The 26,380-nt window shown below is 45.3% G+C and carries 20 protein-coding genes and 1 riboswitch; of the genes, 10 read left to right on the forward strand and 10 right to left on the reverse strand.

The features are described from left to right. Positions 1 to 23 precede the first annotated feature (23 nt). Positions 24 to 1,133, reverse strand: a complete 1,110-nt coding sequence (gene malK, locus WDV74_RS01295; RefSeq protein ID WP_338884145.1) for a maltose/maltodextrin ABC transporter ATP-binding protein MalK — start codon at positions 1,131 to 1,133, stop codon at positions 24 to 26. 436 nt (positions 1,134 to 1,569) lie between these two features. Here malK and malE point away from each other — a divergent pair, with 436 nt between their 5' ends. The 3 genes from malE (at position 1,570) to malG (ending at position 5,319) form a co-directional block, all read left to right on the forward strand. Beyond that, positions 1,570 to 2,769, forward strand: coding sequence for a maltose/maltodextrin ABC transporter substrate-binding protein MalE (gene malE, locus WDV74_RS01300; protein WP_338884146.1), 1,200 nt, complete (start codon positions 1,570 to 1,572; stop codon positions 2,767 to 2,769). Positions 2,770 to 2,859: 90 nt separating this feature from the next. After that, entirely contained in the window at positions 2,860 to 4,416 is a 1,557-nt protein-coding gene (gene malF, locus WDV74_RS01305; RefSeq protein WP_338884147.1) for a maltose ABC transporter permease MalF, read from the forward strand. A gap of 12 nt (positions 4,417 to 4,428) precedes the next feature. Further along, complete coding sequence (gene malG, locus WDV74_RS01310) at positions 4,429 to 5,319, forward strand: maltose ABC transporter permease MalG (RefSeq protein ID WP_189759082.1); 891 nt, start codon at positions 4,429 to 4,431, stop codon at positions 5,317 to 5,319. A 189-nt stretch (positions 5,320 to 5,508) separates the two neighbouring features. On the opposite strand, the gene malQ is transcribed toward malG, so the two are convergent. Together malQ and malP are read right to left on the reverse strand one after the other, a co-directional pair. Continuing rightward, positions 5,509 to 7,644, reverse strand: coding sequence for a 4-alpha-glucanotransferase (gene malQ, locus WDV74_RS01315; protein WP_338884148.1), 2,136 nt, complete (start codon positions 7,642 to 7,644; stop codon positions 5,509 to 5,511). Positions 7,645 to 7,653: 9 nt separating this feature from the next. Continuing rightward, positions 7,654 to 10,098: a maltodextrin phosphorylase gene (gene malP, locus WDV74_RS01320; RefSeq protein ID WP_338884150.1), complete on the reverse strand. Its 2,445-nt coding sequence runs from the start codon at positions 10,096 to 10,098 to the stop codon at positions 7,654 to 7,656. Between the two features lie 472 nt (positions 10,099 to 10,570). On the opposite strand from malP, the gene malT reads away from it, so the two are divergent. From malT to WDV74_RS01350, 6 genes are all read left to right on the forward strand, one after another. Beyond that, positions 10,571 to 13,285, forward strand: a complete 2,715-nt coding sequence (malT, locus tag WDV74_RS01325) for an HTH-type transcriptional regulator MalT (protein ID WP_338884151.1) — start codon at positions 10,571 to 10,573, stop codon at positions 13,283 to 13,285. Positions 13,286 to 13,521: 236 nt separating this feature from the next. Further along, a complete protein-coding gene (locus WDV74_RS01330; protein ID WP_338884153.1) occupies positions 13,522 to 14,775 on the forward strand; it encodes an aspartate aminotransferase family protein in 1,254 nt (417 codons plus the stop codon). Beyond that, positions 14,769 to 15,830: an alcohol dehydrogenase catalytic domain-containing protein gene (locus tag WDV74_RS01335; RefSeq protein ID WP_338884155.1), complete on the forward strand. Its 1,062-nt coding sequence runs from the start codon at positions 14,769 to 14,771 to the stop codon at positions 15,828 to 15,830. Before WDV74_RS01330 ends, WDV74_RS01335 begins: the two co-directional genes overlap by 7 nt. A gap of 25 nt (positions 15,831 to 15,855) precedes the next feature. After that, entirely contained in the window at positions 15,856 to 16,512 is a 657-nt protein-coding gene (locus WDV74_RS01340) for an HAD-IA family hydrolase (RefSeq protein ID WP_338884156.1), read from the forward strand. 99 nt (positions 16,513 to 16,611) lie between these two features. Continuing rightward, positions 16,612 to 17,763, forward strand: a complete 1,152-nt coding sequence (locus tag WDV74_RS01345) for an MFS transporter (RefSeq protein ID WP_338884157.1) — start codon at positions 16,612 to 16,614, stop codon at positions 17,761 to 17,763. A 14-nt stretch (positions 17,764 to 17,777) separates the two neighbouring features. Beyond that, positions 17,778 to 18,374, forward strand: a complete 597-nt coding sequence (locus WDV74_RS01350; RefSeq protein ID WP_338884158.1) for a DUF1349 domain-containing protein — start codon at positions 17,778 to 17,780, stop codon at positions 18,372 to 18,374. A gap of 128 nt (positions 18,375 to 18,502) precedes the next feature. Here the strand turns inward: WDV74_RS01350 and thiH are convergent, their stop codons facing one another. The 7 genes from thiH to WDV74_RS01385 form a co-directional block, all read right to left on the reverse strand. Further along, positions 18,503 to 19,627, reverse strand: coding sequence for a 2-iminoacetate synthase ThiH (gene thiH, locus WDV74_RS01355; protein WP_338804300.1), 1,125 nt, complete (start codon positions 19,625 to 19,627; stop codon positions 18,503 to 18,505). Beyond that, the gene (locus tag WDV74_RS01360; RefSeq protein WP_338884160.1) at positions 19,624 to 20,394 is read right to left on the reverse strand and encodes a thiazole synthase; all 771 of its coding nucleotides are present in this window, start codon (positions 20,392 to 20,394) and stop codon (positions 19,624 to 19,626) included. Before WDV74_RS01360 ends, thiH begins: the two co-directional genes overlap by 4 nt. Before the next feature lie 19 nt (positions 20,395 to 20,413). Further along, positions 20,414 to 20,629, reverse strand: coding sequence for a sulfur carrier protein ThiS (gene thiS, locus WDV74_RS01365; RefSeq protein WP_273570657.1), 216 nt, complete (start codon positions 20,627 to 20,629; stop codon positions 20,414 to 20,416). Then, on the reverse strand, positions 20,626 to 21,411 hold the full coding sequence (locus WDV74_RS01370; RefSeq protein WP_338884161.1) for a HesA/MoeB/ThiF family protein: 786 nt from the start codon (positions 21,409 to 21,411) through the stop codon (positions 20,626 to 20,628). Before WDV74_RS01370 ends, thiS begins: the two co-directional genes overlap by 4 nt. Continuing rightward, positions 21,405 to 22,079 (reverse strand): thiamine phosphate synthase, encoded by a 675-nt coding sequence (gene thiE / locus WDV74_RS01375; protein ID WP_273570661.1) that lies wholly within the window; start codon positions 22,077 to 22,079, stop codon positions 21,405 to 21,407. The genes WDV74_RS01370 and thiE overlap by 7 nt, the downstream gene beginning before the upstream one ends. Continuing rightward, positions 22,063 to 24,039: a phosphomethylpyrimidine synthase ThiC gene (thiC, locus tag WDV74_RS01380; RefSeq protein ID WP_338884162.1), complete on the reverse strand. Its 1,977-nt coding sequence runs from the start codon at positions 24,037 to 24,039 to the stop codon at positions 22,063 to 22,065. Before thiC ends, thiE begins: the two co-directional genes overlap by 17 nt. Before the next feature lie 69 nt (positions 24,040 to 24,108). Then, the gene (locus tag WDV74_RS01385; RefSeq protein WP_338882532.1) at positions 24,109 to 25,008 is read right to left on the reverse strand and encodes an IS982 family transposase; all 900 of its coding nucleotides are present in this window, start codon (positions 25,006 to 25,008) and stop codon (positions 24,109 to 24,111) included. 194 nt (positions 25,009 to 25,202) lie between these two features. Beyond that, positions 25,203 to 25,327: riboswitch (TPP riboswitch) on the reverse strand. A 264-nt stretch (positions 25,328 to 25,591) separates the two neighbouring features. Here WDV74_RS01385 and nudC point away from each other — a divergent pair. Continuing rightward, positions 25,592 to 26,359 (forward strand): NAD(+) diphosphatase, encoded by a 768-nt coding sequence (gene nudC / locus WDV74_RS01390; protein ID WP_273570665.1) that lies wholly within the window; start codon positions 25,592 to 25,594, stop codon positions 26,357 to 26,359. The last annotated feature ends 21 nt before the right edge of the window (positions 26,360 to 26,380 follow it).

Below are 26,380 nucleotides of genomic sequence, written 5' to 3' on the forward strand. Positions count from 1 at the left end.
TATTATTTTTTATGGCCGCGGATCTAGATTCCGGGTTCTTTATGTAAACGCTGACATGCAGTTCCATCTTCACGGAAAAGATGACATCGGTGGGGAGCGAGTCCTATAGAGAAATCTGCACCTTCTTTAACGAGAACAACATCGGGTTGGCGGTAAATCAAATTTTGATGAATGGCAGGTATGCGGACGTGAATCTGAGTTTCGTTCCCCAGTTGTTCCACGATCTGTACTGTCCCTTCTAACGTAACATCAGCTACATCATTAGGCAAAAGATGTTCGGGGCGAATTCCCAAAGATACATTACTCCCGACAGTTAGCCCTTTACTTTCAACAGGTAACCAAACGAGCTGACCGTTAGGCAGGATGATCTGTACCTGATCAACAGCAATCGCTGAGACTTTGACTGGCAGGAAATTCATTTTCGGTGAACCAATGAAACCCGCGACAAAGCGGTTGGCAGGATAGTGATAAATTTCAAGTGGTTTACCAACCTGAGCAATATTGCCCCCATCCAGAACGACAATTTTATCTGCCAGAGTCATGGCCTCGGTTTGGTCATGGGTGACATAGACCATCGTACGTTGTAGTCGCTTGTGTAGACGTGATATTTCAATTCTCATCTGTACACGCAGAGCTGCATCCAAATTGGAAAGCGGTTCATCCAGCAGAAAGATATTGGGTTCAGCAACAAGTGTTCGACCAATGGCTACTCGCTGGCGTTGACCGCCAGATAACGCCTTGGGACGGCGATCCAATAGATGGGCAAGCTGGAGAGTTTCTGCCACTTGTTGCACTCGCTTTTGGATATCGCTTTTTTTGACACCCGCCAGCTTCATACCAAAGGACATATTGTCTGCAACAGAGAGATGGGGATATAACGCATAAGATTGAAAAACCATGCCGACACTGCGTTTGGCGGGTGGAACATCATTCATTCGCTTTCCGTCTATCAGCAAATCACCGGACGTAATGTCTTCCAACCCCGCGATCATCCTTAGCAACGTCGATTTCCCACATCCTGATGGGCCGACAAAAACGACGAATTCTCCTTCCTGAATATCAAGATTAAGATCTTTGGAGATGACTGTTTCACCATATGATTTAGATACATTGCGGAATGTGATGCTAGACATTTGTTCCCTCCCTCGGATTTACCGCCTCAGTTTTCTGTTCGTTTCTTATGAGTCTTCGTTTTCTATGTTTTCTATTTATTGCAGCGAGAAACTTAATGGAAAACTGATGGCTGGATTGTGTATAAAATACCAAGCGCGAAAATCCTCCATTCCATAATTTTTGATGGTGGAGGAGTCAGGAGGACGAGCTTAATGTGATTGGGAAAGAAAGAAGAAAATTGTCAAGTAAGATGTGATTTAAATCGCAAAAAAGGGCACTGTCTTGGTATTAAGGTTCTGATTTCAATTGTTTTTGTAAGCAAGTTCACACTCATACAGTATGAGGCGTAGAACAGGGGAGGATGAGTCTTTTTTACATTGATTGCACACTGGTGCCATTTTATCACGATGTAACAAAGATAATTATCTTAAATTAACAAATGAAAAAGGCGGAATGATGACCAAGAAAATTTTAAAAGTAGGGACTCGTACCCTGATGCTTTCCGTTCTAACAACATGTGTATTGTCTGCTTCGGCTTTTGCAAAGCCGGAAGAAGGAAAGTTGGTTATTTGGATCAATGGTGATAAAGGTTATAACGGACTGGCACAGGTTGGTGAGAAATTTGCAAAAGAAACGGGAGTTCCTGTCACTGTCGAACATCCTGACAAGCTGGAAGAGAAATATACCCAGATTGCAGCCAGTGGAGATGGGCCGGATATTATTTTCTGGGCACATGATCGCTTTGGTGGCTATGCCCAGTCAGGATTAGTGGCTGAAATCACGCCTGATAAGTCATTTATTGATAAGCTATTTCCCTTTACATGGGATGCCGTTCGTTATGACGGAAAATTGGTCGGATACCCTGTTGCAGTTGAAGCTCTTTCTCTTATCTACAATAAAGACTTGATTAAATCTCCGCCCAAAACTTGGGAAGAAATCCCTGCCTTAGATAATGAGCTGAAAAAGCAAAATAAAAGCGCAATTATGTTCAATTTGCAGGAACCGTATTTTACTTGGCCGCTGATTGCTGCTGATGGTGGATATGCCTACAAGGCAGAAAACGGGACTTATAATGTTAAAGACAGCGGAGTGAATAATGCGGGTTCTAAAGCGGGGCTGACATTTCTGGTTGATTTAGTCAAAAATAAACACCTCAATGCTGATATCGATTACTCCATCGCCGAAGCTGCCTTTAATAAGGGCAAAGCAGCAATGACGATTAATGGTCCCTGGTCATGGGCGAATGTTGATAAAAGTAAGATCAATTACGGCGTTGCGCTATTACCAACCTTTAAAGGAAAGCCCTCCAAACCTTTTGTGGGTATTTTAACGGCGGGAATTAATGCGGCCAGTCCTAACAAAGAGTTAGCGAAAGAATTTTTGGAAAATTATCTACTTACCAATGAAGGTTTGGCAACGATGGATAAAGATAAGCCGTTGGGGGCTGTGGCTTTGAAATCCTATCAGGAGATCCTGGCGAAAGATCCACGTATTGCTGCCACGATGGCAAATGCCCAAAACGGCGAAATTATGCCGAATATCTCCCAAATGAGTAGCTTCTGGTACGCCATGCGTAGTGCTGTTCTTAACACAATCAGTGGGCGTCAGACAGTAGAGGCTGCTCTCAATGATGCTGAAGCGAGAATGACAAAATAAACGAATGACAGGCTCCTGAGTTTGAGGAGCCTTCGCCCTTATTGTGATAGGTGTTGGATAATCACAGTTGTTGGTAACAGGAAGTGCAAGATGTCAGCGACATTAGAAAAAACAGTATGGTGGCAGCATCCTGCCCTGAAATGGTTTGCTGTAGGTTTTTGCCTACTTTTTACAGGTTATCTGGTTGTGCTGATGTATGCACAGGGAGAATACCTGTTTGCTATGGTGACACTGGTATTATTGGGAAGCGGTATCTATGTTTTTTCCAACCGGAAGGCGTATGTTTGGCGCTATACCTACCCTGGAATTGCTGGAATAGGGATATTTATACTATTTCCGCTTATTTGTACGATTGCTATTGCTTTTACAAATTATAGCAGCACCAACCAATTGACGTTTGAACGTGCCCAAACAGTATTAATGAGCCGCCATTATCAGAGTGGAGAGCCATTTAATTTTAAACTCTATCCGGTATCTGAACAGTGGGTTTTGGCGTTGAGCGCCCCCGATAGCACTCACGTATTGATCTCTGAGCCTTTTTCTCTTGCGGGAACGGAAGAAATTATTCTGCCTCTCCATGAGCAGGCGGAAAAATTTGAAGGCAATGTTGCGACATTGCGTACTATTACTCAGTATCGGCAGGCATTGAACCAGTTGGTCGTTGCTCTTCCTGATGGCAGTAAACTGAGAATGAGTTCCTTGCGTCAGTTCTCTGCTATAAATCCTCTTTATTCCCTTGATGAAGATGGCGTTACGCTGACCGATAACCAAACGGGTATAAGATACCAGCCGAATATGGATACGGGGTTCTACCAATCCATTAATGCTAAAGGAGAATGGGATAAGGAAACGTTAAGCCCTGGATTTACTGTTTCTATTGGTTGGAAAAACTTCTTACGGGTGATACAGGATGAAGGTATCCAAAAACCTTTCCTGTCCATTTTTGTCTGGACCGTGGTTTTCTCCCTACTGACAGTGGTATTGACGGTAATATTGGGGATGATTCTCGCTTGTATTGTACAGTGGGAAGCGCTTAAAGGACGAGCAATTTACCGTGTACTGCTTATTTTGCCCTATGCTGTTCCCTCGTTTATTTCCATTCTGATTTTTAAGGGATTATTTAACCAGAGTTTTGGTGAAATTAATTTGGTGCTAAACGGGTTGTTTGGTCTTAAACCAGACTGGTTCACAGATCCGACACTAGCTCGAACTATGTTGATTATTGTAAACATGTGGTTGGGCTATCCCTATATGATGATTCTTTGCATGGGGTTGCTGAAATCTATTCCTGATGATCTTTATGAGGCATCGGCGCTTGATGGTGCAGGGCCATGGCAGAACTTCACCAAAATTACTTTTCCATTATTGATTAAGCCATTGACTCCGTTAATGATTGCCAGCTTTGCTTTTAATTTTAATAACTTTGTTCTGGTTCAACTGCTAACTAATGGTAAACCTGATCATATTGGTACATCGACACCGGCGGGTTATACCGATCTTTTGGTGAATTACACCTACCGTATCGCATTTGAAGGTGGTGGTGGACAGGATTTTGGTCTGGCTGCCGCAATTGCAACATTGATCTTCTTATTGGTGGGGGCATTAGCCATCATCAATTTGAAAACTGCCCGCATGAAATTTGATTAAGGAGGAAAGAAAATGGCGATGGTACAACCAAAATCGCAACGATGGCGGGTATGGGGGACACATATATTGATGCTGGCTTTTATTGCCCTGATTTTGTTCCCCTTGCTGATGGTCATTGCAATTTCTTTACGTCCGGGTAATTTTGCTACGGGTAACCTGATCCCAGATACCATTTCATGGGAACACTGGAAGCTGGCATTTGGTTATAGCGTGGAATCTGCTGATGGACACGTCATGCTTCCCCCATTTCCGGTCATGCAATGGCTTTGGAATTCTGTCAAGGTTGCCTTGATTACTGCCACTGGTATTGTGGCATTATCAACGACGTGCGCTTATGCATTTGCTCGAATGCGTTTTCGTGGAAAAAGTACCCTACTCAAAGCGATGTTAATTTTTCAAATGTTTCCGGCGGTACTTTCTTTGGTGGCACTATATGCCTTGTTTGATCGATTAGGAGAATATATTCCTTTCCTTGGTCTTAATACCCACGGTGGTGTGATTTTTGCCTATTTGGGTGGAATTGCTTTGCATGTATGGACGATAAAAGGTTATTTCGAAACGATAGATCGTTCTCTGGAAGAAGCCGCTATGTTGGATGGAGCGACATCGTGGCAAATTTTCCGTTTGATACTGTTGCCACTTTCTGTACCTATATTGGCGGTGGTATTTATTTTGTCGTTTATTGGCGTGATCACCGAAGTACCTGTTGCATCTCTGTTATTACGTGATGTGGACAATTACACGCTGGCGGTGGGAATGCAGCAATACCTTCACCCACAGAACTATCTCTGGGGGGATTTTGCTGCGGCGGCTGTGCTTTCTGCTATCCCTATCACGGCAGTTTTCTTACTTGCCCAACGTTGGTTAGTCGGTGGATTAACGTCGGGAGGTGTGAAAGGCTAATCCTCTTCCCCAATCATATTTATCTATACGCATTAAACTTCAAATTGTAATTTACAACACTTTATTAAATCTGATTTCTCCCCGCGAAGCGGGGAGAAATCACACGCATATTGAAATTAGATTGGTATAGATATGATTGGGGGTGTTTCTTGCTACTTGGCTACATATAACTGTGCGCTGAGTCAGTTATTAACCCTGTTTTCGGCACTCTCCAATTGTTTTTAACAAGTCATTGATATGAGCATCCGCAAACATCGTTTCCAACGTGGAAGTCAGTTTTCGTCGCCAGTTGGGATACTCCTCTGTTGTGCCAGGGATATTAACGGGACGTTCCATATCCAGCCAATCTTCAGGTTGTAATCCTAACAAGGCACAGGCGCTATGGGCTATATAGCGGTGTATGCTTTGATTTATAGCATGTGACATCGGATGTTCAGCTGGTGCCTGTGATATCGCTCCCTGCAATGGGAAGAGGGTATCTGTTTTGGGCGATAAATAGCCGTGACGATTTAAACTGGTTAATAACGCTTGCTTGCAGCGTTTGCGTTCCGAATATAAATCAGCAAGAAGAGCTTTATCAGGGTATAAACCGATGGAGTCCCCTAAAGTGAGATCTTCATTTTGCCAGAATCCACGTAAGGTAGGTAAATCATGGGTAGTAATAGTTGCCATTGCTTGCACGGGATATTCATCGGGGGAACGGTATTCACCTTGCTCATTGCGTTCGAAATAAAATACCTTATAGGAATAAACACCTCTGTCCCGTAACTTATCGACAATTTCTGCCGGTACAATCCCCAAATCTTCGCCTATCACCAGGCAATGATTGCGCTGGCTTTCTAATGCCAATATTGCCAGCAGATCGTCAACTGGATAATGGACATAAACGCCTTTATCGGCAGTTTCTCCTTGTGGTATCCACCAGAGTCTGAGCAATGACATCACATGATCGATACGCAATGCACCGCAGTGACGCATATTGCTACGCAATAATTCAATGAAAGGTTGATAGGCTTGCGCTTTTAATACATGGGGATTCATTGGCGGTAGCCCCCAGTTTTGTCCCAGAGGCCCCAGAATATCGGGTGGTGCTCCGACGGATGCCTTAGTGCAATAGATGCTTCGGTTACACCAGGTTTCTGAACCCCCTTGCGCTACTCCAACGGCAAGATCACGGTAAATGCCAATTGGCATGTGGTGGGTTTGGCTGGTAGTGAAGCACTCGGCAAGCTGGGTATCAGCCAGCCATTGTAGCCAAAGGAAAAACTCTATCTCCTGTGGATATGAATGGCAGAATGCCTTAACTGCGTCATTTTTTGGTTCACGGTATTCTTCCGGCCATACAGGCCAGCCCCAATAAACATTATTTTCCCCATATAACTTATGGTGTAGGGCATCATAAGCAGCTTGATAATAAAGATTTTTGCCTCCTTTAGTTACAAACTGTTGGAAAGCGATCTGTTGGGGATCATCGCCAGAACGGTGCTTAAATTGCGGATAAGTCAGACGCAATGCAGCCATTTTTAGAGACATGACTGTGGTGTAATCAACCCATTCCGCCTGGCGGGCTTGCTGGAGTTTGGATTGTGTTTCCGTTGAATGCCACCACTTTTGTGCTTCGATGCTATAACTAAAGTCTTCTACTTGGTGCACTGCAATATAGATGATATTGAGCCAGTGGCGAGAAGACGGACTGTAAGGGCTGGCATTTTCCGGCATTGCGGGATATATGGCATGAAGAGGATTCAGGCCAATAAAGGCACCACCACGCTGTGCCAGTTCTTGCAGCATATATCTCAGATCACCAAAATCACCAATTCCCCAGTTATTTTCCGATCGCAGGGTATAAAGCTGAACGCAAGCACCCCAAAGCTTTTCTCCACGTGTTATGGCATCGGGTTCGTAACAACGTTCAGGGGCAACAATAAGTTGTATAGCGTATTGCCGACAGTCAGTTTCTGGTTTTTCCTCCAATATCAGGTTCAGCGTGTGGTATCCCAAAGGGAGATTGGCGGGCAACGTGAGTTGATGTTGGCAGTGGCCATGAAATATTTCCCCTTGTTCAGTCTGTATTTGCCACTGGTAATTATTTGTATCTTCCAGAGGCAGGGTTATCTTTTGTGCCTGAATAACCACCTTAACATTAGGTAAGGGAGAAGCATGTAAATGAGAAACCGGCCTCCCGACCGGTATATCTGTACTCATGGCTTCTAATATTCGATGCCTGATTTCAGCGGGGATCGCCTGGGGTTTTCCATAGGCATTAATATATTCGCTGACAATGCCGGCCTCAGTTGCCAATTCATTGAGGCAGTTTTTTTCCATACTAAGCCCTTATTTGGTTTGCCAGATACGTTGTTGATAATCCTGAATAGCGCGATCAGAACTAAAGTTACCCATTCGAGCGGTATTGAGTACAGTACTGTACGTCCAGCCTTGGGTATCGCGATATCGAGCATCAATTTGCTTGTGAGCGTGGCAATAAGAGGCAAAATCAGCCAGAACTAAATAAGGGTCACCACCGTCAGTCAGGCTATGTAACATAAGATCAAATGCGTGCGTATCTCCGTGGCTGAATTCACCCTTAGCAAGGGAACCAAGGATATCTTTCAGGTGCTGATCCTGTTGAAGTATATCTTGCGGATTGTAGCCACTGTTTAGTAAAGCCTTAGCCTCTTCTACGGTCTTACCGAAAATAAAGATATGGTCGTTTCCAACTTGTTCGGCTATTTCGACATTCGCACCGTCCAGTGTCCCAATGGTCAGTGCGCCGTTTAAGGCCAATTTCATATTACCTGTACCAGAGGCTTCTTTGCCTGCTGTAGAGATTTGTTCTGACACATCAGCTGCCGGGATCATCAATTCCGCGGCGGAAACATTGTAATCGGGGATAAAGGCAATTTTGATGCGATCACGGACAAGCGGATCATGGTTGATTTTTTCGGCGGCATGATTGATGGCAGAGATAATATTTTTCGCCAGATAGTAACCGGGAGCCGCTTTGGCACCAAACAGGAAAACACGAGGATGAATATCCAAGGCCGGATTTTCCTGGATTTGTCGATAAAGTGACAAGATATGGAGTAGGTTCAGATGCTGACGTTTGTATTCATGCAGTCGTTTTATCTGTATATCGAAAATGGCATGGGGATCAATTTTGAGTCCCATGACCTTATTGACATAGTTGGACAAGCGAATTTTATTGTTTTGCTTAACGGTTCGATAGGTGTCACGGAAGGCAGCATCATCGGCATAAGGTTCGAGCTGTTTTAAGGCGGCAAGATTATTTACCCATTCCTGACTTAATGTTTGGTCAATTAATGAAGAGAGTGCAGGGTTGCACTGTTTTAACCAACGACGTGGAGTTACCCCATTAGTCACATTGTGGAATTTAGTTGGCCACAATTGATGATATTCAGGGAACAGATCGGTCACGATCAAAGATGAATGCAGGGCTGCAACTCCGTTGACGGCAAAGCAAGCGACAACACACAGATTAGCCATTCTGACTTGATTGTCATAGATAACTGCCAATTTTTCCCAGACTTGTTGGTTATCAGGCCAAATTTGCTCTACGGTTGTTTTAAAGCGTCGGTTAATTTCCTGGATGATGCGATGATGGCGTGGCAGAAGCTCACTCATCAATTGTTCATCCCAACGTTCCAAGCCCTCTGGTAGCAAAGTATGGTTGGTATAGGCGAAAGTTTTTCCTGTGATTTCCCATGCGGTTTCCCAACTTAATTGGTATTCATCAAGCAGAAGACGCATCATTTCAGGGATTGCGATAGTGGGGTGGGTATCATTCAGTTGGATAACTTCGTATTGTGCTAGCGCTTCTATTTTTCTCCCTGCCTGTTGGTGGCGGCGCAGAATATCTGCCACGGCACAAGCACACTGAAAATATTGTTGCATCAGGCGCAGTCGCTTACCTGCCTGATGATTATCATTCGGGTAGAGAACTTTGGTCAGGCTGGCGGCTTCAATGCCTTGCTGTTCGGCATGTAGGAACTGCCCATCATTGAAGAGTGACAGATCAAAGGGGTTATCGTATGTGGCCTGCCACAACCGAAGTGGCTGGGTTACGCCATTGTTATACCCAATCACGGGTAAATCCCAGGCTTCACCAATGAAAGTAAATGCGGGGAGCCACTTTTCATTGCCATCGGCCGTTGTCACGATTTCGCCACCAAAATTGACGCTCACTTTTAATTGCGTGTTATGGCGAAGCCACGGATAGGAACCACGTTCCCAATCATCAGGCGTTTCAATTTGTTGCCCTTTTTTAAAGGATTGGCGGAAAAGACCATACTGATAATTAAGACCATACCCAATAGCAGGTTGGTTGAGTGTCGCCATTGAATCGAGAAAACAGGCAGCTAATCTTCCTAGTCCACCATTACCCAATGCGGGATCGGTTTCTTCTTCCAGCACGTCACTCAAAATGATGCCATATTCTGCCAGATAAGACTGAATATCGTCATACCAACCAAGATTCAATAAGTTGTTGGCTGTCAGTCGGCCTATCAGAAATTCCATCGAGATATAGTTCACGTGGCGTTGGTTGTCACAGGATGGATTAGCATGGCTTTGCTGAGTGGATAGGGGGAGTAATTCAGATACGGCGGCACTGATAGCCTGCCACCACTGATGTGGCGTCATTTCCTGAGCTGAGTTGAGACCGAAATATTGCCATTGGCGTGTGAGTGCGGCCTGAAATAAGGCTTTATCGAGTTTCGGGTTTTTATCTAATGCAGATGTTTTCAATGTAGATAGTTGCATGGCGTTGCATCCTGTCACTAACTGAGGAAAGTTTGGTGAATTATTTACAGGGATATGCTGAAGGTTAGTGGCTTGGGAAACATCATCCCGTGAAAATATTCGCGGGGGAGGAGCGCAAGGGCGTAGCTATTTCTTTCGAGCTTTTTCGCAATTTCATAGAAAAATAGCAAGGTTGCAAGCAAAGAATGTGACAAGGTGCAATTTAACACAATGAAATTAATCAACTTGTTTGCAAAAGATGGGCGTTTCTCTACATTTGTTGGTCGTAAAGGAATGTTAATGTGTAAGTGACTTAATAGTGTCAAACAGAATTCAGGTATCAGTTTTATACGTATAAAACTTCAAGTTGCAATTTACAACACGCTATGAAGCCTGATATCTCCCCGCTTCGCGGGGGAGATATCACATGCATCTTGAAGTGAGATTGGTATATTCGTTGCTTTTATGCATTACGTGTGAGGGGAGAAATTTAATGCTTATCCCATCGAAACTCAGTCGCCCTCTTCGACTCAATAATATGGTTATGCGGGAGCGCCTGTTGGAAAAGTTCAATGAAATTCAGGATCATCGACTGGTATTGATAACCAGTCCCGCAGGGTATGGCAAAACGACCTTGATGTCACAATGGGCTGCCGGACAGGAACATCTAGGATGGTATTCTCTTGATGATAGTGATAATCAGCCAGAACGTTTCGCTAGCTATCTGATTGCAGCCATTCAGCAGGCAACGCAGGGACACTGTGTGAAAAGTGAGATATTGGCCCAGAAACATCAATATGCCAGCTTATCTGCACTGTTTGCGCAATTATTTATTGAACTTAGCGAATGGCAGCAACCGATTTTTCTGGTGATCGATGATTATCATCTGATCGTGAATGGGATTATTCATGAAGCAATGCGCTTTTTTCTCCGCCACCAACCCGAAAATTTAACATTAGTGGTTCTGTCACGCCATTTGCCCTCGTTGGGAATTGCCAACTTACGCGTGCGTGAACAGTTATTGGAGATTGATAGCCAGCAGTTGGCTTTTGATTATCAGGAAACCCAGCAATTTTTTGCCAAGCGGTTAGCCAATCCATTGGCGCCTGAACACTGCGAACAGTTATGTAATGACGTTGCTGGGTGGGCAACGGCCTTGCAACTGATTGCCCTTTCTGCCCGTCAATCCGGTAATACGACTGAAAGTTCAGCAAAGCGCCTTGCGGGAATTAATGCCAGTCATCTTGCTGATTACCTTGTGGATGAAGTGTTAAATCGAGTGGATCAGAAGACGCGGGATTTCTTGTTGCATAGTTCTATCCTGCGTTCCATGAATGATGGATTGATTAATTGCCTGACGGGAGAGGAAAACGGTCAGCAACGTCTGGAAGACATTGAACGGCAGGGGTTATTTATTCAGCGAATGGATGATTCTGGTGAGTGGTTTTGCTTTCATCCTTTGTTTGCTTCATTTTTGCGCCAACGTTGCCAATGGGAAATGGCAGCAAAATTGCCCGAATTACATAGAGCAGCCGTGCAAGGATGGCTGATGCAGGGGTATCCAGGGGAGGCGATTCATCACGCCCTGGCAGCAGGAGATACTATCTTGTTACGGGATATTTTGTTGCAACATGCCTGGGAGTTATTTAACCACAGTCAACTTTCCCTATTGGGGGAGTGTATGAATGCACTGCCGTATGAACAGTTACTGGAAAGCCCTCGCCTGGTACTGTTGCAAGCGTGGTTGGCACAAAGCCAGCATCGTTACTATGAGGTAAATGCATTATTGAATCAGGCAGAGCAATCACTAAAGCAGAAGCAAATCGCCATAGAACCGGAATTACTGGCAGAGTTTGATGCTCTGAGAGCGCAAGTGGCGATGAATGATGGGCGCCCCGCTGATGCCGATGTTTTGGCCGAAAAGGCGTTAGCGAATTTACTTCCAAATAATCAATATGGCCGTATTGTGGCGATGTCAGTAAAAGGAGAGGTATTGCATTGCCATGGTCAGTTGGTCAGCGCATTGGCATTAATGAAGCAAACGGAGCAGCTTGCCCGCCTTTGTCATGTTTATCACTATGCTTTATGGGCGTTATTGCAACAAAGTGAAATTTTACTGGCACAAGGTTATTTGCAAGCGGCTTATGATACCCAGTCCCATGCTTTTGATTTAATCCGTGAACAGCATCTGGAACAGTTGCCGATGCATGAGTTTCTATTGAGGATCCGTTCACAACTTTTATGGTGTTGGGCCCGTATTGATGACTCAGAAGAGGCCGCGCGTCAAGGGTTGGAAGTGTTGGCCAATTACCAGCCACAGCAGCAATTACAGTGTTTTACCCAATTGGCGAAATGTTCTTTGGTTCGGGGTGATATTGATAACGCTCGCCGTTACTTGACCCGTTGTGAAAATTTACTGAGTAATGGGCAGTATCATCGCGATTGGCGAACGAATACTGACGAGTTGCGTGTCATTATTTGGCAGACTTTGGAAGATAGCAATTCCTTGACTCAATGGTTGGTACAGGCAGAGCGACCAGAGAGTTTCTGTAACCATTTCAATCAAAACCAATGGCGCAACATTGCACGGGCAAAAATCTTATTAGATCAGAATGAGGAAGCCGAATCTATTTTGGTGAAACTGAATGAATATGCCAGAAAATTGGCATTGGTCAGCGATTTGAATCGTAATCTTCTGTTGTGTAATTTGCTTTATTGGCAGCTTGGGCGTAAGGCAGAGGCTCAGGATGTTTTGATCGAAGCCTTGAATTTGGCTAACAGTACAGGCTTCATCAGCCATTTTGTTATTGAAGGTGAGTTGATGGCATTGCAATTGCGCCAGCTTATCCAACTGAATATCTTGCCTGAAATGGAACAACATAGAGCTCAGCGTATTCTTCGGGAAATCAATCGACAGCATCGGCATAAATTTGCTCATTTTGATGAAACGTTTGTAGAACAATTGCTCTCTCATCCTGACGTACCTGAGCTTATCCGTAATAGTCCACTTACTCAGCGTGAATGGCAGGTGTTAGGGTTAATTTATTCTGGTTACAGCAATGATCAAATTGCTACAGAACTGGATGTCGCAGCGACCACGATAAAAACCCATATACGTAATTTATATCAAAAAATGGGAATTGCTCATCGGCAAGAGGCGATTCAGCAGGCCCAGAAATTAATGCGAATGATGGGATTAGGGGTTTAGTTATTAATTGCTAAATGTGATTTGTCCTGCATTTAATATAATTAATCGCTATTAATGAATAACTGTATGATTTTTCAAATTTAAATTAAATTTTAAATTTACTTAATATTTTTTATGGCATTTTCGTGATCGAAATCCAATTTGGATGTGCTTAATCTATTCTCATCACAGTAAGTAGGGTTCTTCGTTGTTTTATATAACGAGTCGTTTAATGTAACTAATAGTGGTGAGTCATTATGGAAAATAAAAACCATCTTGAAAGCATGCTTTCTCGTTTTATCGGTCATGGCCCTTATTTGATCATTGATGGTGAAAAATATATTGACGCGGCATCGGGAACTTTTAATTTGCCGCTCGGCTATACAAATCATCGGATTGCAGAAAAACTCAAACAACAGATTGATAGATGTACACATTTAAGCTCGGCTTATACACGTGAAATGTCACAATATATTTTAAGTAAATTAATTAAATATACACCTGAAGGCGTCGATCGCATCTGGCTGCGAGATGTTTCTGGCTCGGGAGCCGTTGAATGTGCTATCCGCATAGCGCAAAAATCAACGGGACGCTCAGGCGTTATTTCACTTTTCCTTGCTCATCATGGGCAATCTCTTGCTACCGCTCAAATTTCTGGCAATGCATTCAGAATTAAAGACTTCCATATAACTATTGATGGTTCAATAAAAATTCCTACGCCAGCCAGTGTCCTGGCAGGGCAATCGCAGCCGAGCGAAGAACAATTTGTCGATTTAGAACAGTTTATTCAATTAGGCTCTAATGACAATATTGCATGTCTGATTATTGAACCGATTCAGGGGAATGGTGGCAACATGGTTTTCCCTGTGGCTTTCTACCGGAAGCTTAGAGAAATCTGTCACCAGCATGGCATCATCATTATCGCGGATGAAGTACAAACAGGTTTTGGCCGTACAGGTACGTTCTTCGCATCGACGGGTTATGCCAAAGAACTGGAGCCAGATATCATCGTTTTTGCCAAAGGGGCAGGGGGTATCGGTATTCCAACGGGGGGTGTATTGATGCGTCATTCACTGGATATCCTGGAATCATTCGAACATTCCAGTACCTCTGGTGCTAATCCACTCTCTTTAGTTGCCCTCAACGAAGTTATCGACATTATTGAAGATGAGCACGTTTTGGAAAATGTGCAACAAAATGAAGCCTATCTGCGTGATGGTTTGTTGAAATTACAGGAGCAATATCCCGAAATCACGGGAGTGAGAGGTGTGGGATATATGTATGGCTTTGACACACCAACCCCAGATTTTGCAGCACAGGTGATCGCTACTGCTAACCGCCATCACTTGATCTTGCGTGGCTCTCGTTATGGTAAAGGCCGGGCAATCAAAGTTCGCCCACCACTGATTTGTACACAGGAACATTTGGCAGAAATTCTCCATAAACTGGAACTGACTTTCTCAGAATTAACCACTCTCGCACAGATACATAAGGAGGCGGTATCATGTTAGCACTTAAATATCATCAAACCTGGGATGTTGAAATCCAGCAAGTTGAACCTTTATCTTGCACTGAACCCGATGATGTTGTCGTTGATATTGCAGTGTGTGGTATTTGTGGCACGGATGTGGGCATTATCACGGGTGCTTATCCTGTTGCAATTTCAGGAACTACTTTGGGGCATGAAACCACTGGCGTGGTATCCCAAATTGGCAGTAGTGTTACTCAATTTCAGGTGGGTGATCGTGTTGTTGTTAACCCGACTTATTTTTGTGGGCATTGTCGGATGTGTCAGACAGGTAGTCCTAACCATTGTGAGAGAAAACTGGGAACAGAAGCCGGGGTTTCTTATGATGGCGCGTTCGCAGAGCAATATTTGGCAAAAGAGAATTTGCTTATCAAGCTGGATGATCATGTCAGTATGGAGGAAGCCTCACTGACTGAACCACTAAGCTGCACAATAACGGGCGTGGATAAGCTGGGGATCTCTCATACTCATATTCGTGCGGCAGTGGCAGGTGCTGGCCCGATGGGGATGCTGTACATTTGGGCGTTGCATGAGCGGGGTGTAAAAGCCTTTATGGTCGAAAAGAATGAAAACCGAATTCAGTTTGCAAGAGATAATTTGCCGCCGGAATGCCGGTTGTATTCTGGCTTTAATGAAGCATTAATGCAGGAATATGGTGATACGTCAGCCCTGATTGATTTATGTGTGGATACGACGGGGCAGTTGACTGAATATATTTTTGATCATCTGGCACCGGGTGGAAAATTATTAAATGTTGCGCTGAAAGATAAACATGCCAATTTGGATATTATGAGAATTGCAGATAAAAGTCTTTCAGTAATAGGTTCCATTGATTCCCTGAATAATAGTTTTGAACGTGCCTATGCCATGATCCGGGATGGTGTAATCCCCGTTAAGCGTTTTATCAGCCAGATTTTTGATTTCAAAGATTACCAACAAGCTTTTCTGACTATCGGTTGTGATATTGCATCGAAAACACAAGTTCCTCTCAGTACACCAAACTGCAAGGTATTAATTCGTATTTCTGATCTAAAATAATGGATTATTTTGAAGGACGACTTCGATGAATAGATGCAATGTTATTTTTGATATCGACGGAGTTATTGTCGATAGTGAACAACTGCATTTTGATGTATTGCTTGATGTCTTAAGTAATGAATTAGGAGAACAGGCACCTACTCAAATAAGTAATATCCAACCTCAGCAATTAATTGGACTAAGTTTGGTGGAAACCTTAGATAAAGTTGGTGTCCCTCCCGTAATGCATCAAGATATTACCGAGAAAATTATTTCGCGTTACCAGGAAAAATTGTCTATACGCTATTTGCGTCCCGGAGTTACTGATTTAATTGCCGCCTTACAACAAGATGGCACTAACTTTGGATTTGTTTCTACCGCGCCACGTAATGTGTGTCTGGCCAATCTTAGTTTGTTGGATCTCCATGAACCACCGGCTTTGATTTCTGGCGATGATGTGGAAAGAACTAAACCCTTCCCTGATCCTTATTTGGCTATGCTGAAATTAAAAAAGATGGATGTTCAGCAAACGTTGGTGATTGAAGATACCGATTTGGGGATCGCGGCGGCAAAGCAGGCGGGTATTCCGTGGATATATGCCTGGCCCCATGCATTGTCAGTAGCAGAGCAGTATGAACAGGCTTCCTGTGTTATTGAGAAATTAATGGATATTCCCCAGTTTTCAGGAACAAATATAAAGTGATTTTTTATTGAAGACCACTATTTGGCGCTTTCCGCCAGAACGCGTGGAAAGCGTTGTTTTAAAGGGTATGGTTTGAAGGAATAGTTTGGAGGAGTCAAATTGTCTGAAGAATATGCAGTCTCTTCAATAAAGCAGCCTATCATAGCAACGCGAATTTCGTTTTTTATTGCAGGATTCAGTATTGCGAGTTGGGCACCACTGATCCCATTGGTGAAGGAACGACTGGGTCTGGATGATGGTTCAATGGGGCTTCTGATACTGGTGTTTGGTATTGGTTCTTTCATTATGATGCCAATAGCGGGAATGTTGGCTACTCGCTTTGGTTGCCGGAAAGTTTTTACCTTTTTTGCCTTGTTAGCTGTTTTGATATTACCGGGATTAAGTGTGTTCTCAGCCCCGCTGACATTGGCTTGTGCTTTGTTTGTCTTTGGAATGGGAATTGGGGCGACAGATGTGGTGATCAATATCCATGCGGTCAATATTGAGAAAAGAGTACATCAACCGATTATGTCGGGTTTTCACGCATTATTCAGCCTGGGGGGAATTGCGGGAGCCGGTACTGTCAGCCTATTGTTGTTTTTGGGGATCTCACCCTTTCAGGTCACCCTCGCCGTAGGGGTATTCGTTATCCTGTTATTGTTGCCAACATGGAATGGCATGTTGGATAACGCCGAAACGGAGGAAACGCCATTTTTTGCCTTGCCTCGTGGCATTGTTACTCTGATTGGTTCTCTCTGTTTTGTGGTTTATTTGATGGAAGGCTCCATGCTGGATTGGAGCGGGATTTTATTAAGTAGTGTGCATAATATGAGTAGCCATCAGGCAGGTTTTGGTTATACGCTGTTTGCCATCACCATGACTGCGGGGCGATTTTTGGGTGATAAAATTATTGCAACATGTGGATATCGGCGCGTATTTTTAGGCAGTGCGATTTTGGCGACGTCAGGTTTTGTCCTGATCTATCTGGCAACCAACACGATCCAATTGGGAATTTCTTTCCTGATGATTGGGGCGGGGTTATCCAATTTGGCGCCAATGTTTTTCACTGCTTCAGGCCAGCAGAAGGTGATGCCTGATGCGTTGGCAGTTTCTGCCGTTTCTACGATGGGATATTCAGGGATTTTGCTTGGGCCGGCAATTATTGGTGGTTTGGCACATCAGGTAACATTACATGGTGCTTTTGCCTGTATTGCTGTGCTTTCCCTTTCATTGTTAGCGGGATATGGTTTGATTAATCCCACCAGAAAATAACAGGGTAAATATTGATGAATTTGCAGCAATGCCATTGGTTGAATGAACCTGCTTTATGGCGGTGTCAGGATAATGAACTTCATGTCACGACAGACAATAAAACCGATTTCTGGCGTGATACATGGTATGGTTTTCAGCGTCATAGTGGTCATGTATTTGGTGGCTATGTTGATGATTTTAAACTTGAAGAAGGTTTTACTTTCCAGTTTTGTATCGAAGGCCAGTTTGAACAATTATATGATCAGGCTGGTGTTATGTTGTTGGTGGATGAGCAACATTGGCTAAAAGCGGGCGTTGAACATTCTGATGGACAGGCAACTATCGGCAGTGTATTGACAAATGGCTGTTCTGACTGGGCTATGGGGATCTTTCCCGGTAATCCAGAGAAGTTTTGGCTACGGCTGACTTACCAGGATGGGGCTATCAGGTTGCAGTATTCTACAGATGGGGTGACATGGCCGTTACTGAGATTGTCTCCTTTTACCGTTGACAGTCAGCGGATTTTTGTCGGGGCGATGTGTTGCTCACCAGAACGTGAAGGATTGCAGGTGAGGTTTTCCGATTTTAGTCTCACGTCATCGTTGAAAAAGCACCTGCATGATTTAAGTTAGCTTTCTATTCGTTATCACCATAATGTGCATCTTCCTGCACATTAATGGTTCTTTTGCCTATGTATGGTCATATTTTTGCATCTTATAAGAAGGTATGCCGCGATTGCAGCATACCCAAATACCTAAAATTATCGGCCTAGATAATTGTCCCAGTCTTTCCAGACAGGCTGTAAACCCGATTTAATCAAAGATTCAGCGACCTGAAAAACAGAACGATTGTCGTGGGGAGCGAATTGTTCCAACTCGTGGTGCTCATCGGCATAACCGCCTGGCTGGGTTTTTGAACCTGCACTGATATTGTTGATCGCGAGAGGGACAACGTGATCACGGAAAAAGGGGGATTCACGGGTGGACAGGGACAGCTCTACATCCGGTGCCAATAGGCGAAAAGCGCAAATCAGTTGTACCAGTTCAGCTTCATTCATTAAAGAAGCGGGTTCTATGCCACCTGCACAGGGGCGCAGGCGTGGAAAAGAGATGGAGTAACGGCTTTTCCAGAACTGTTTTTGCAGGAAAAAAAGGTGCTCAGCCACCATATAACAATCTGCTCGCCAATTGTGGGATAACCCAATCAAGGCGCCTAGCCCAATCTTGTCAATTCCCGCCCGACCAAGGCGTTCCGGCGTTTCTAATCGCCAATGAAAATCCTGTTTTTTGCCTTTCAAATGATGCAGTTGATAACTGGGTTGATGATAGGTTTCCTGATAGACCATCACGCCATCCAATCCCAATGTTTTCAGTTCAGCATATTCCTCTTGTGCCAGTGGCTGGACCTCCATTGAGACAGAGCTGAAATGGCGGCGGATCAGGGGAAGGTAGCGACGAAAATAATCCATGCCAACTTTGTTTTGGTGTTCCCCTGTGACCAACAGAATATGCTCAAATCCCCGTTTTTTCAGCGCGAGGCATTCCGTCTCAATCTCCTGTTCATTGAGTGTCTTGCGCTTAATGTGATTGCTCATGGAGAAACCACAATAAGTACAGTCGTTGGCACATAGATTGGAAAGGTAGAGTGGGATAAAAAATCCCACGGTATTACCAAAACGCTGGCGAGTCAGTTGTTGTGCACGTTGGGCGAGCGGTTCAAGATAAGGCAGTGCAGCCGGAGAGAGCAGGGCCATAAAGTCATCCAGCGTCAAGCGCACATTGTTTATTGCACGTTCAATGTCCCGTGATGTTTTACTGTTGATGCGTAGGGTGATGTCATCCCAATCCAGTTGTTGCCAGTGTTGGCTGAATGTTCGGTTTGTCATAGTACCCCCAGAAAATCGGTCAGTGGGCTGGAAGCCTCAGCATGGGATTTCTGGCTGGCAACGCCTGCCTGATGTGAAAGTTCGCCGGCTTCAATGGCAGCTTTGAATGCCTGCGCCATCTTAACGGGATTGCGGGCAACAGCGATGGCGGTATTAACCAGCACAGCATCCGCCCCCATTTCGATAGCGGCCAGCGCATGGCTCGGTGCGCCGATCCCGGCATCTACAACAACGGGCACGTTAGCCTGTTCGATGATGATTTGTAAAAAATCGCGGGTCAGTAATCCCTTATTGGAGCCGATAGGGGCGCCCAATGGCATCACGGCAGCGCAGCCGATTTCTTCCAAACGGCGGCACAGGACAGGATCAGCGCCACAGTAGGGCAGAACGATAAATCCTTCTTTGACTAGCTGTTCCGCCCCTTTTAATGTCTCAACGGGATCGGGCAGCAGGTATTTTACATCGGGGTGGATCTCCAATTTTATCCAGTGAGTTCCCAATGCTTCCCGTGCCAGGCGAGCGGCGAAAATAGCTTCCTCCGCTGTTTTGGCGCCAGAGGTATTGGGTAGCAGTTTGACACCCAACTGTTGCAATGGGGCAAGAATGCCATCGTCATTATTGCCGTGGAGATCGAGGCGTTTCATTGCCATTGTGACCAGTTGGCTGCCAGAGGCGCGGATCGCGTCGATCATTAATCCTGCATTGGCAAATTTGCCTGTTCCGGTAAATAAACGGGATTGGAAGATGGTATCTGCAATTTTTAACATAAATTAACCTCCGGCAATATCAGCCACCCGCAATGGCCTGAAACAGCAAGATAGTATCCCCGTCATTAATCTGATGGGTTTGCCATTCTGAACGCGGAATAATGGTTTGATTGATAGCCAACGCAGTGCCTGATTGCGGGCGTTCTATATGTTCCAGCAATTGATGTTCCAGAAATTGTTGCACCGTCATGGGCGCATTCAGTGTCACTGGTTGATCGTTGACGATAATGTTCATGCGACTTCTTTTCCTAACCGTTTTTTATCGGTTTGTCTGGTAGTGCTACAAATTGGGCACTGTGATGAACGGGTAAGCTGTAATGTGCTCCAGCTTTGCTGTTTGCCATCAAATAGCCGGAGTTTTCCGTTTAAGGGAGAAGAAAGGCCCGCTAGCATTTTTATGGCTTCCAGTGATTGCAAAGTGCCGATGACTCCAACAATAGGGCCTAAGATACCGGCTGTCCGACAATTTCGGTGGGGTTCTTCTTGGTTAGGATATAGGCAGGCATAGCAACCGTGCTGGTAAGGGGGAGTCAATACCATTAATTGTCCACTAAAGCCGACGGCACTGCCGCTGATAAGTGGTTTGTTTTCTGCAATACAGGCGGCATTGATGGCATGGCGAGTTGCCATGTTGTCACAGCAATCTAATACTAGATCGACTTGACTGACAGCATTAACCAAAGATCCCCGATCTTGCCGCTCAGCGAGGGCTGTGATATTGATTTGCGGGTTTAACTCAGCCAGTTGTTTTGCGGCTAATTGGGCTTTGTTGGCCGGAATATCTGCGGTGCGATAGATAATCTGGCGTTGCAGGTTTGAGATATGCAACTTGTCATCATCTGCCAGATAAAGGTTTCCCACCCCCGCTGCCGCGAGATAGAGCGCAGCCGGTGATCCTAATCCACCCAAACCGACAACCAATACCTTGCTGGCTTTTAATTTCTCTTGCCCTTCAGAACCAATGTCTTCCAGCAGTAATTGGCGACTGTAACGCATAAATTCTTGATCGTTTAACATAAAAGCCTCCGATCTTGCCCTTCAACCAGATGAAGTAGCCTGGCTGTTGCCTGTCGCCAATCTTTCGCTTTTGTAATGGCACTGACCAGTGCCACACCACCGACTCCCGTTGCCACCACATCAGGCACTCTTTCCAGAGAAATACCGCCAATGGCGACGGTAGGATATTCTGGGGTGATCTCGACCTGATGTTTGAGTGCGGCAAGTCCTTGTGGTGACGAGGGCATCTCTTTCGTGGTAGTGGGAAAAATATGCCCTAGTGCGATATAAGAGGGGCGCAGGGATTTTGCCCGCGCCAGTTCTTGTTGATCGTGGGTCGAAATGCCCAGACGCAACCCAGCGTGCTGGATGGCATTGAGATCGGCGATATCAAGGTCTTCCTGTCCCAAATGAACGCCATAGGCATGATGCTTGATCGCCAGACGCCAGTAATCATTAATGAATAATCGGGCATTATATTGGTGACCGAGGGCAATGGCAGATTGAATAGCTTTCTCTACCTGTTCTTCCGGCTGATCTTTGATGCGCAATTGCAGGGTTTTGACTCCAGCTTCCAGTAACCGCTCAATCCACATGAGGGAATCGACTACCGGATAAAGCCCCAAGCGGTGCACTGTGGGGGCAAAGGGGAGTTGTGGCAGCGTTGAGATATCAGGCTGATTTTTCACGCGTCACCTCCTCAGCACTGTGATAGAGTTCGCTGCCACGCGAACGGAAGGCTTCTGACATCTGTTCCATACCGGCTTCCTGTTCCAGTTTTGCTGCATAGTCGCGCACATCTTGTGTGATTTTCATTGAGCAGAACTTTGGCCCACACATGGAACAGAAGTGGGCAACTTTGCCGGATTCCTGCGGTAAAGTTTCATCGTGATAGGCGCGGGCGGTGTCAGGATCAAGTGCCAGATTAAATTGATCTTCCCAGCGGAATTCAAACCGCGCCTTCGACATAGCATTGTCACGGATTTGTGCACCCGGATGGCCTTTGGCAAGATCTGCCGCATGGGCGGCGATTTTGTAAGTAATCAGGCCCTGTTTGACATCTTCCTTGTTGGGCAGGCCGAGGTGCTCTTTGGGGGTGACATAACACAACATGGCACAGCCAAACCAGCCAATCATGGCGGCGCCAATGCCAGAGGTGAAATGGTCATAACCTGGGGCAATATCGGTCGTCAATGGCCCTAAAGTATAAAATGGGGCTTCGTGGCAATGTTCCAGCTCTTCCGTCATATTACGGCGGATAAGTTGCATTGGGATATGCCCAGGACCTTCAATCATGACCTGAACATCGTATTCCCATGCGATCTTGGTTAGTTCACCAAGGGTATGCAGTTCGGCAAATTGGGCTTCGTCATTGGCATCCTGAATTGAGCCAGGACGCAATCCATCCCCTAAAGAGAGGGAGACATCATAGGCCGCGCAAATTTCACAAATTTCACGAAAGTGGGTGTAGAGGAAATTTTCTTGATGATGGGAAAGGCACCATTTCGCCATAATTGAGCCGCCACGGGAAACAATACCAGTCAGACGTTTGGCGGTCATCGGTACATAACGCAGCAGTACACCAGCATGGATAGTGAAATAATCCACCCCTTGCTCGGCCTGTTCCAGTAAGGTATCGCGGAACATTTCCCATGTCAGGTTTTCTGCAATGCCGTTGACCTTTTCCAGTGCTTGATAAATCGGCACAGTCCCAATGGGAACCGGACTATTGCGCAAGATCCACTCGCGGGTTTCGTGAATGTAGCGTCCGGTGGAGAGATCCATCACGGTATCTGCACCCCAGCGGGTAGACCAAATCAGCTTTTCCACCTCTTCTTCAATGGAGGATGTGACGGAGGAGTTACCGATATTGGCATTGACTTTCACCAGGAAATTGCGACCAATAATCATCGGCTCAGATTCAGGATGATTAATATTGGCGGGAATAATCGCGCGGCCGGCAGCAACTTCCTGGCGGACGAATTCGGGGGTAATGTTTTCCGGTAAGTTGGCACCGAAACTTTGCCCTGCATGTTGCTGGCGCAAGACTTCACTACGAATGCGTTCGCGCCCCATATTTTCACGCAATGCGATAAATTCCATTTCGGGTGTCACGATCCCCTGGCGTGCATAGTGCAATTGGGTGACTCGCTTGCCATGCCTGGCTTTCAGTGGATGCGGGCGATGGTGAAAACGCAGGTGATCCAATCCGGCATCGGCAAGGCGTTGTTGGGTAAAATCGGAACTGAGGATTGAAACAGGTTCGGTATCATTGCGTTCATCAATCCACGGTTGGCGGATCTTAGACAACCCCTTCCTTACATCCAGTATGGCAGCAGGATCGCCATAAGAGCCGGAAGTGTCATAAACGGGAACCGGTTCGTTTGCCTCAAATTGGGGATTTTCTTTCGTGCCACCAATGAATGTGGGAGAAAGTTGGATCTCACGCATAGGAACCTGAATATCTTGACGTGAGCCTTCAAGGTAAATGCGTTTTGAGTTGGGAAAAGTAACCCCTTGAATGGAATGGATAAACGCTTGTGCCGCATCTCGTTGAGCCTTACGTGGCCGTGCTGGATGGGCTTTAGGCGAGATATCAGCCGTTGGAATAACAGTATTCGAAATAACGATATTGTTGGACTTAGACATAGCAAATTCCTGACCGTGTTATCGCCTGTCTCATTGTTGATCAGGCTTAAGTTGACGCGATGCTCGACTTTAACACCCTATAACGTTGGCTTGTTGAAGCCAGTCGCGTTGATTTTTACCTTGTTTAACATTGGCAAAAATACCCAACGTGTGAGAAAGCAGTTTTCTGGCAATTCGATTACTCAAATGCCACAAATCCCGTGCCCAGCACTTCTCGATAGCAAATTGTCCGGCGAGTTGACCAATCACGGTTTCAATTAAACGGCGTTTGGCGTTAATGATCCTTCTCGTTTTTCTGGGGAGGGGATCATCCATATTGGCTCGCACCGGGGTAATCATTTCAATACCCTCCACCCTCATTTCCTGCTTAAATTCAACGCCTAAATACCCTTTATCACCCAGCAAACAGCCTTTTATCGAGCCGAGCACATCCCAGATTGCTTCACGCTCACTGACACTGGCGGGCGTCAGTGTAAACCCGGTTACCACGCCGGTTTCGTCTATCATGAGATGTCCTTTGAAGCCGTAGTAAATTTCGTTTTTGGCGGCGCAGTACCCATAATCGGCTTGTCCTTTGAAGTTGGCACAGCCTTTTGCTCTTTTGAATCCACAGACGGGCAATGGAAATCCGTCGATAATATGTACCGGCCTGTCGAGCGCGCCCAATAACCTCGCCAGTTTTTCTTGCAGTTGTTGTTTAACAACCCAAAGATTCGAAATCTGTTTAGCGAAATTGGCGCGTGAACCCAGCCCCGGAAACCATTCGCGCCAGTGGCCATTAAAGTACGTCCAAATGCCTTTATCTGTTGAAAACCCTAAAAATTCACCCACCACTTCCATCGTGATAGCTTCTGCATCGCTCAGTTTAGGCGGATATCCCCGGCTTCTGAATCGCATACCTTGCTGTAACTGCGTTAAATTGTCATCTACCCAACAAAACACCCAAATGATAAAATCTTGCTGTGACATAGCCTTTTGTTCCTTTATTTCTCTATTTTTGACGACTTAAAGTTATAAAGGAGCGGCTATGTCATTTCAACTCATCATAAAAGTCGAGCATCGCGTTAAGTTGAGAAAATTGCTTGTCTGGAGCGCGCAGGGAGTAATGGTTGGTGCTGATTAATATCTGTACATGTAATGTATAGATGTACGATTGTTGGCAGCGGGGGATTACTCTTGTTCCCTTCGCGGGTATTAGCCCGATCAGGTTCTGCGGATCCCGAATTAACGGTCTCAGCCTGTGTCCATCGTGATATACGTTGAACGCTAGGCACTCCGACAAGAAAAAAACACCCCAAAGTATAAAGGGGATTGTGAAAACTACAACCCCCGTTTTTGGGAGCATGTGTTTATTACTGTGACGCCCATTTAAGAAGAGTATTCGCCAGTGCGGTTAATATAATGAGATTGAAGACGTTATATACCCATCTCACTTCAAGATGCATATTGTTTCTCCCCGCTTCGCGGGGAGAAACAATGAGTTATGTTGTCTTATAATGAGCAACTTGAAAGGTAAAGCGTATAAATCACATAACCCATGATGGAACAGATTATGCAACAAAAACTGACAGGTGGAGAACAAGGCTGGTGGATTGTCAGTCTCGAAAATCGCGTTTGGCTCCCACAAGGAGAGTTACCTTTAGGTACGGCCAGTCAATGGTCCTTGCAAGGCCATATGGCAAAACCGATTGGTGAGTGGTTGGGGGAAACGGTCTGGCTGGTGCGTCATAAAATGGCTTCAGATATGTCCTCTCCCCGTTTAATTGCTGATCGGGATGCTAAGTTATTTCAGTTGGTTGGGCGCGGTGTTCAACTGGCTGAATTTTATCGTTCACATCATTATTGTGGTTACTGTGGTCATGAAATGCAGCATAGTCAGCATGAATGGGCCTGTTTGTGCAACCACTGCCATGAACATTACTATCCACAAATTGCGCCCAGCATCATTGTCGGTATTCGCCGTGATGACCATATCTTGTTGGCACAACACCAGCGTCACCGTAATGGGATCCATACCGTGCTGGCCGGGTTTGTTGAAGTGGGGGAAACTCTGGAGGAAGCTGTGCATCGTGAAGTGATGGAAGAGAGCGGAATTAAGATCCGTAACTTGCGTTATGTCGCCTCCCAGCCGTGGCCTTTTCCAAATTCATTGATGGTGGGTTTTCTGGCCGATTATGAGAGCGGTGAAATCAATATTGATCCCGTCGAACTTATTAGTGCAGATTGGCACCGTTATGATCACCTTCCCTTGATTCCTCCCCCTGATACGATTGCCCGCCGTTTAATTGAAGATACAGTTGCGTTATGCCGACATCAATAATCATCACGTTATTGGCGGTTA

The organism is Xenorhabdus sp. TH1, assembly GCF_037260955.1.
Taxonomy (GTDB): Bacteria; Pseudomonadota; Gammaproteobacteria; order Enterobacterales; family Enterobacteriaceae; genus Xenorhabdus; species Xenorhabdus griffiniae.

Bases quoted from the DNA above. Each gene is read 5' to 3' on its own strand.
- malK (WP_338884145.1), bottom strand. From the start codon at position 1,133: ATGTCTAGCATCACATTCCGCAATGTATCTAAATCATATGGTGAAACA.
- malE (WP_338884146.1), top strand. From the start codon at position 1,570: ATGACCAAGAAAATTTTAAAAGTAGGGACTCGTACCCTGATGCTTTCC.
- malF (WP_338884147.1), top strand. From the start codon at position 2,860: ATGTCAGCGACATTAGAAAAAACAGTATGGTGGCAGCATCCTGCCCTG.
- malG (WP_189759082.1), top strand. From the start codon at position 4,429: ATGGCGATGGTACAACCAAAATCGCAACGATGGCGGGTATGGGGGACA.
- malQ (WP_338884148.1), bottom strand. From the start codon at position 7,644: ATGGAAAAAAACTGCCTCAATGAATTGGCAACTGAGGCCGGCATTGTC.
- malP (WP_338884150.1), bottom strand. From the start codon at position 10,098: ATGCAACTATCTACATTGAAAACATCTGCATTAGATAAAAACCCGAAA.
- malT (WP_338884151.1), top strand. From the start codon at position 10,571: ATGCTTATCCCATCGAAACTCAGTCGCCCTCTTCGACTCAATAATATG.
- WDV74_RS01330 (WP_338884153.1), top strand. From the start codon at position 13,522: ATGGAAAATAAAAACCATCTTGAAAGCATGCTTTCTCGTTTTATCGGT.
- WDV74_RS01335 (WP_338884155.1), top strand. From the start codon at position 14,769: ATGTTAGCACTTAAATATCATCAAACCTGGGATGTTGAAATCCAGCAA.
- WDV74_RS01340 (WP_338884156.1), top strand. From the start codon at position 15,856: ATGAATAGATGCAATGTTATTTTTGATATCGACGGAGTTATTGTCGAT.
- WDV74_RS01350 (WP_338884158.1), top strand. From the start codon at position 17,778: ATGAATTTGCAGCAATGCCATTGGTTGAATGAACCTGCTTTATGGCGG.
- thiH (WP_338804300.1), bottom strand. From the start codon at position 19,627: ATGACAAACCGAACATTCAGCCAACACTGGCAACAACTGGATTGGGAT.
- WDV74_RS01360 (WP_338884160.1), bottom strand. From the start codon at position 20,394: ATGTTAAAAATTGCAGATACCATCTTCCAATCCCGTTTATTTACCGGA.
- thiS (WP_273570657.1), bottom strand. From the start codon at position 20,629: ATGAACATTATCGTCAACGATCAACCAGTGACACTGAATGCGCCCATG.
- WDV74_RS01370 (WP_338884161.1), bottom strand. From the start codon at position 21,411: ATGTTAAACGATCAAGAATTTATGCGTTACAGTCGCCAATTACTGCTG.
- thiC (WP_338884162.1), bottom strand. From the start codon at position 24,039: ATGTCTAAGTCCAACAATATCGTTATTTCGAATACTGTTATTCCAACG.
- WDV74_RS01385 (WP_338882532.1), bottom strand. From the start codon at position 25,008: ATGTCACAGCAAGATTTTATCATTTGGGTGTTTTGTTGGGTAGATGAC.
- nudC (WP_273570665.1), top strand. From the start codon at position 25,592: ATGCAACAAAAACTGACAGGTGGAGAACAAGGCTGGTGGATTGTCAGT.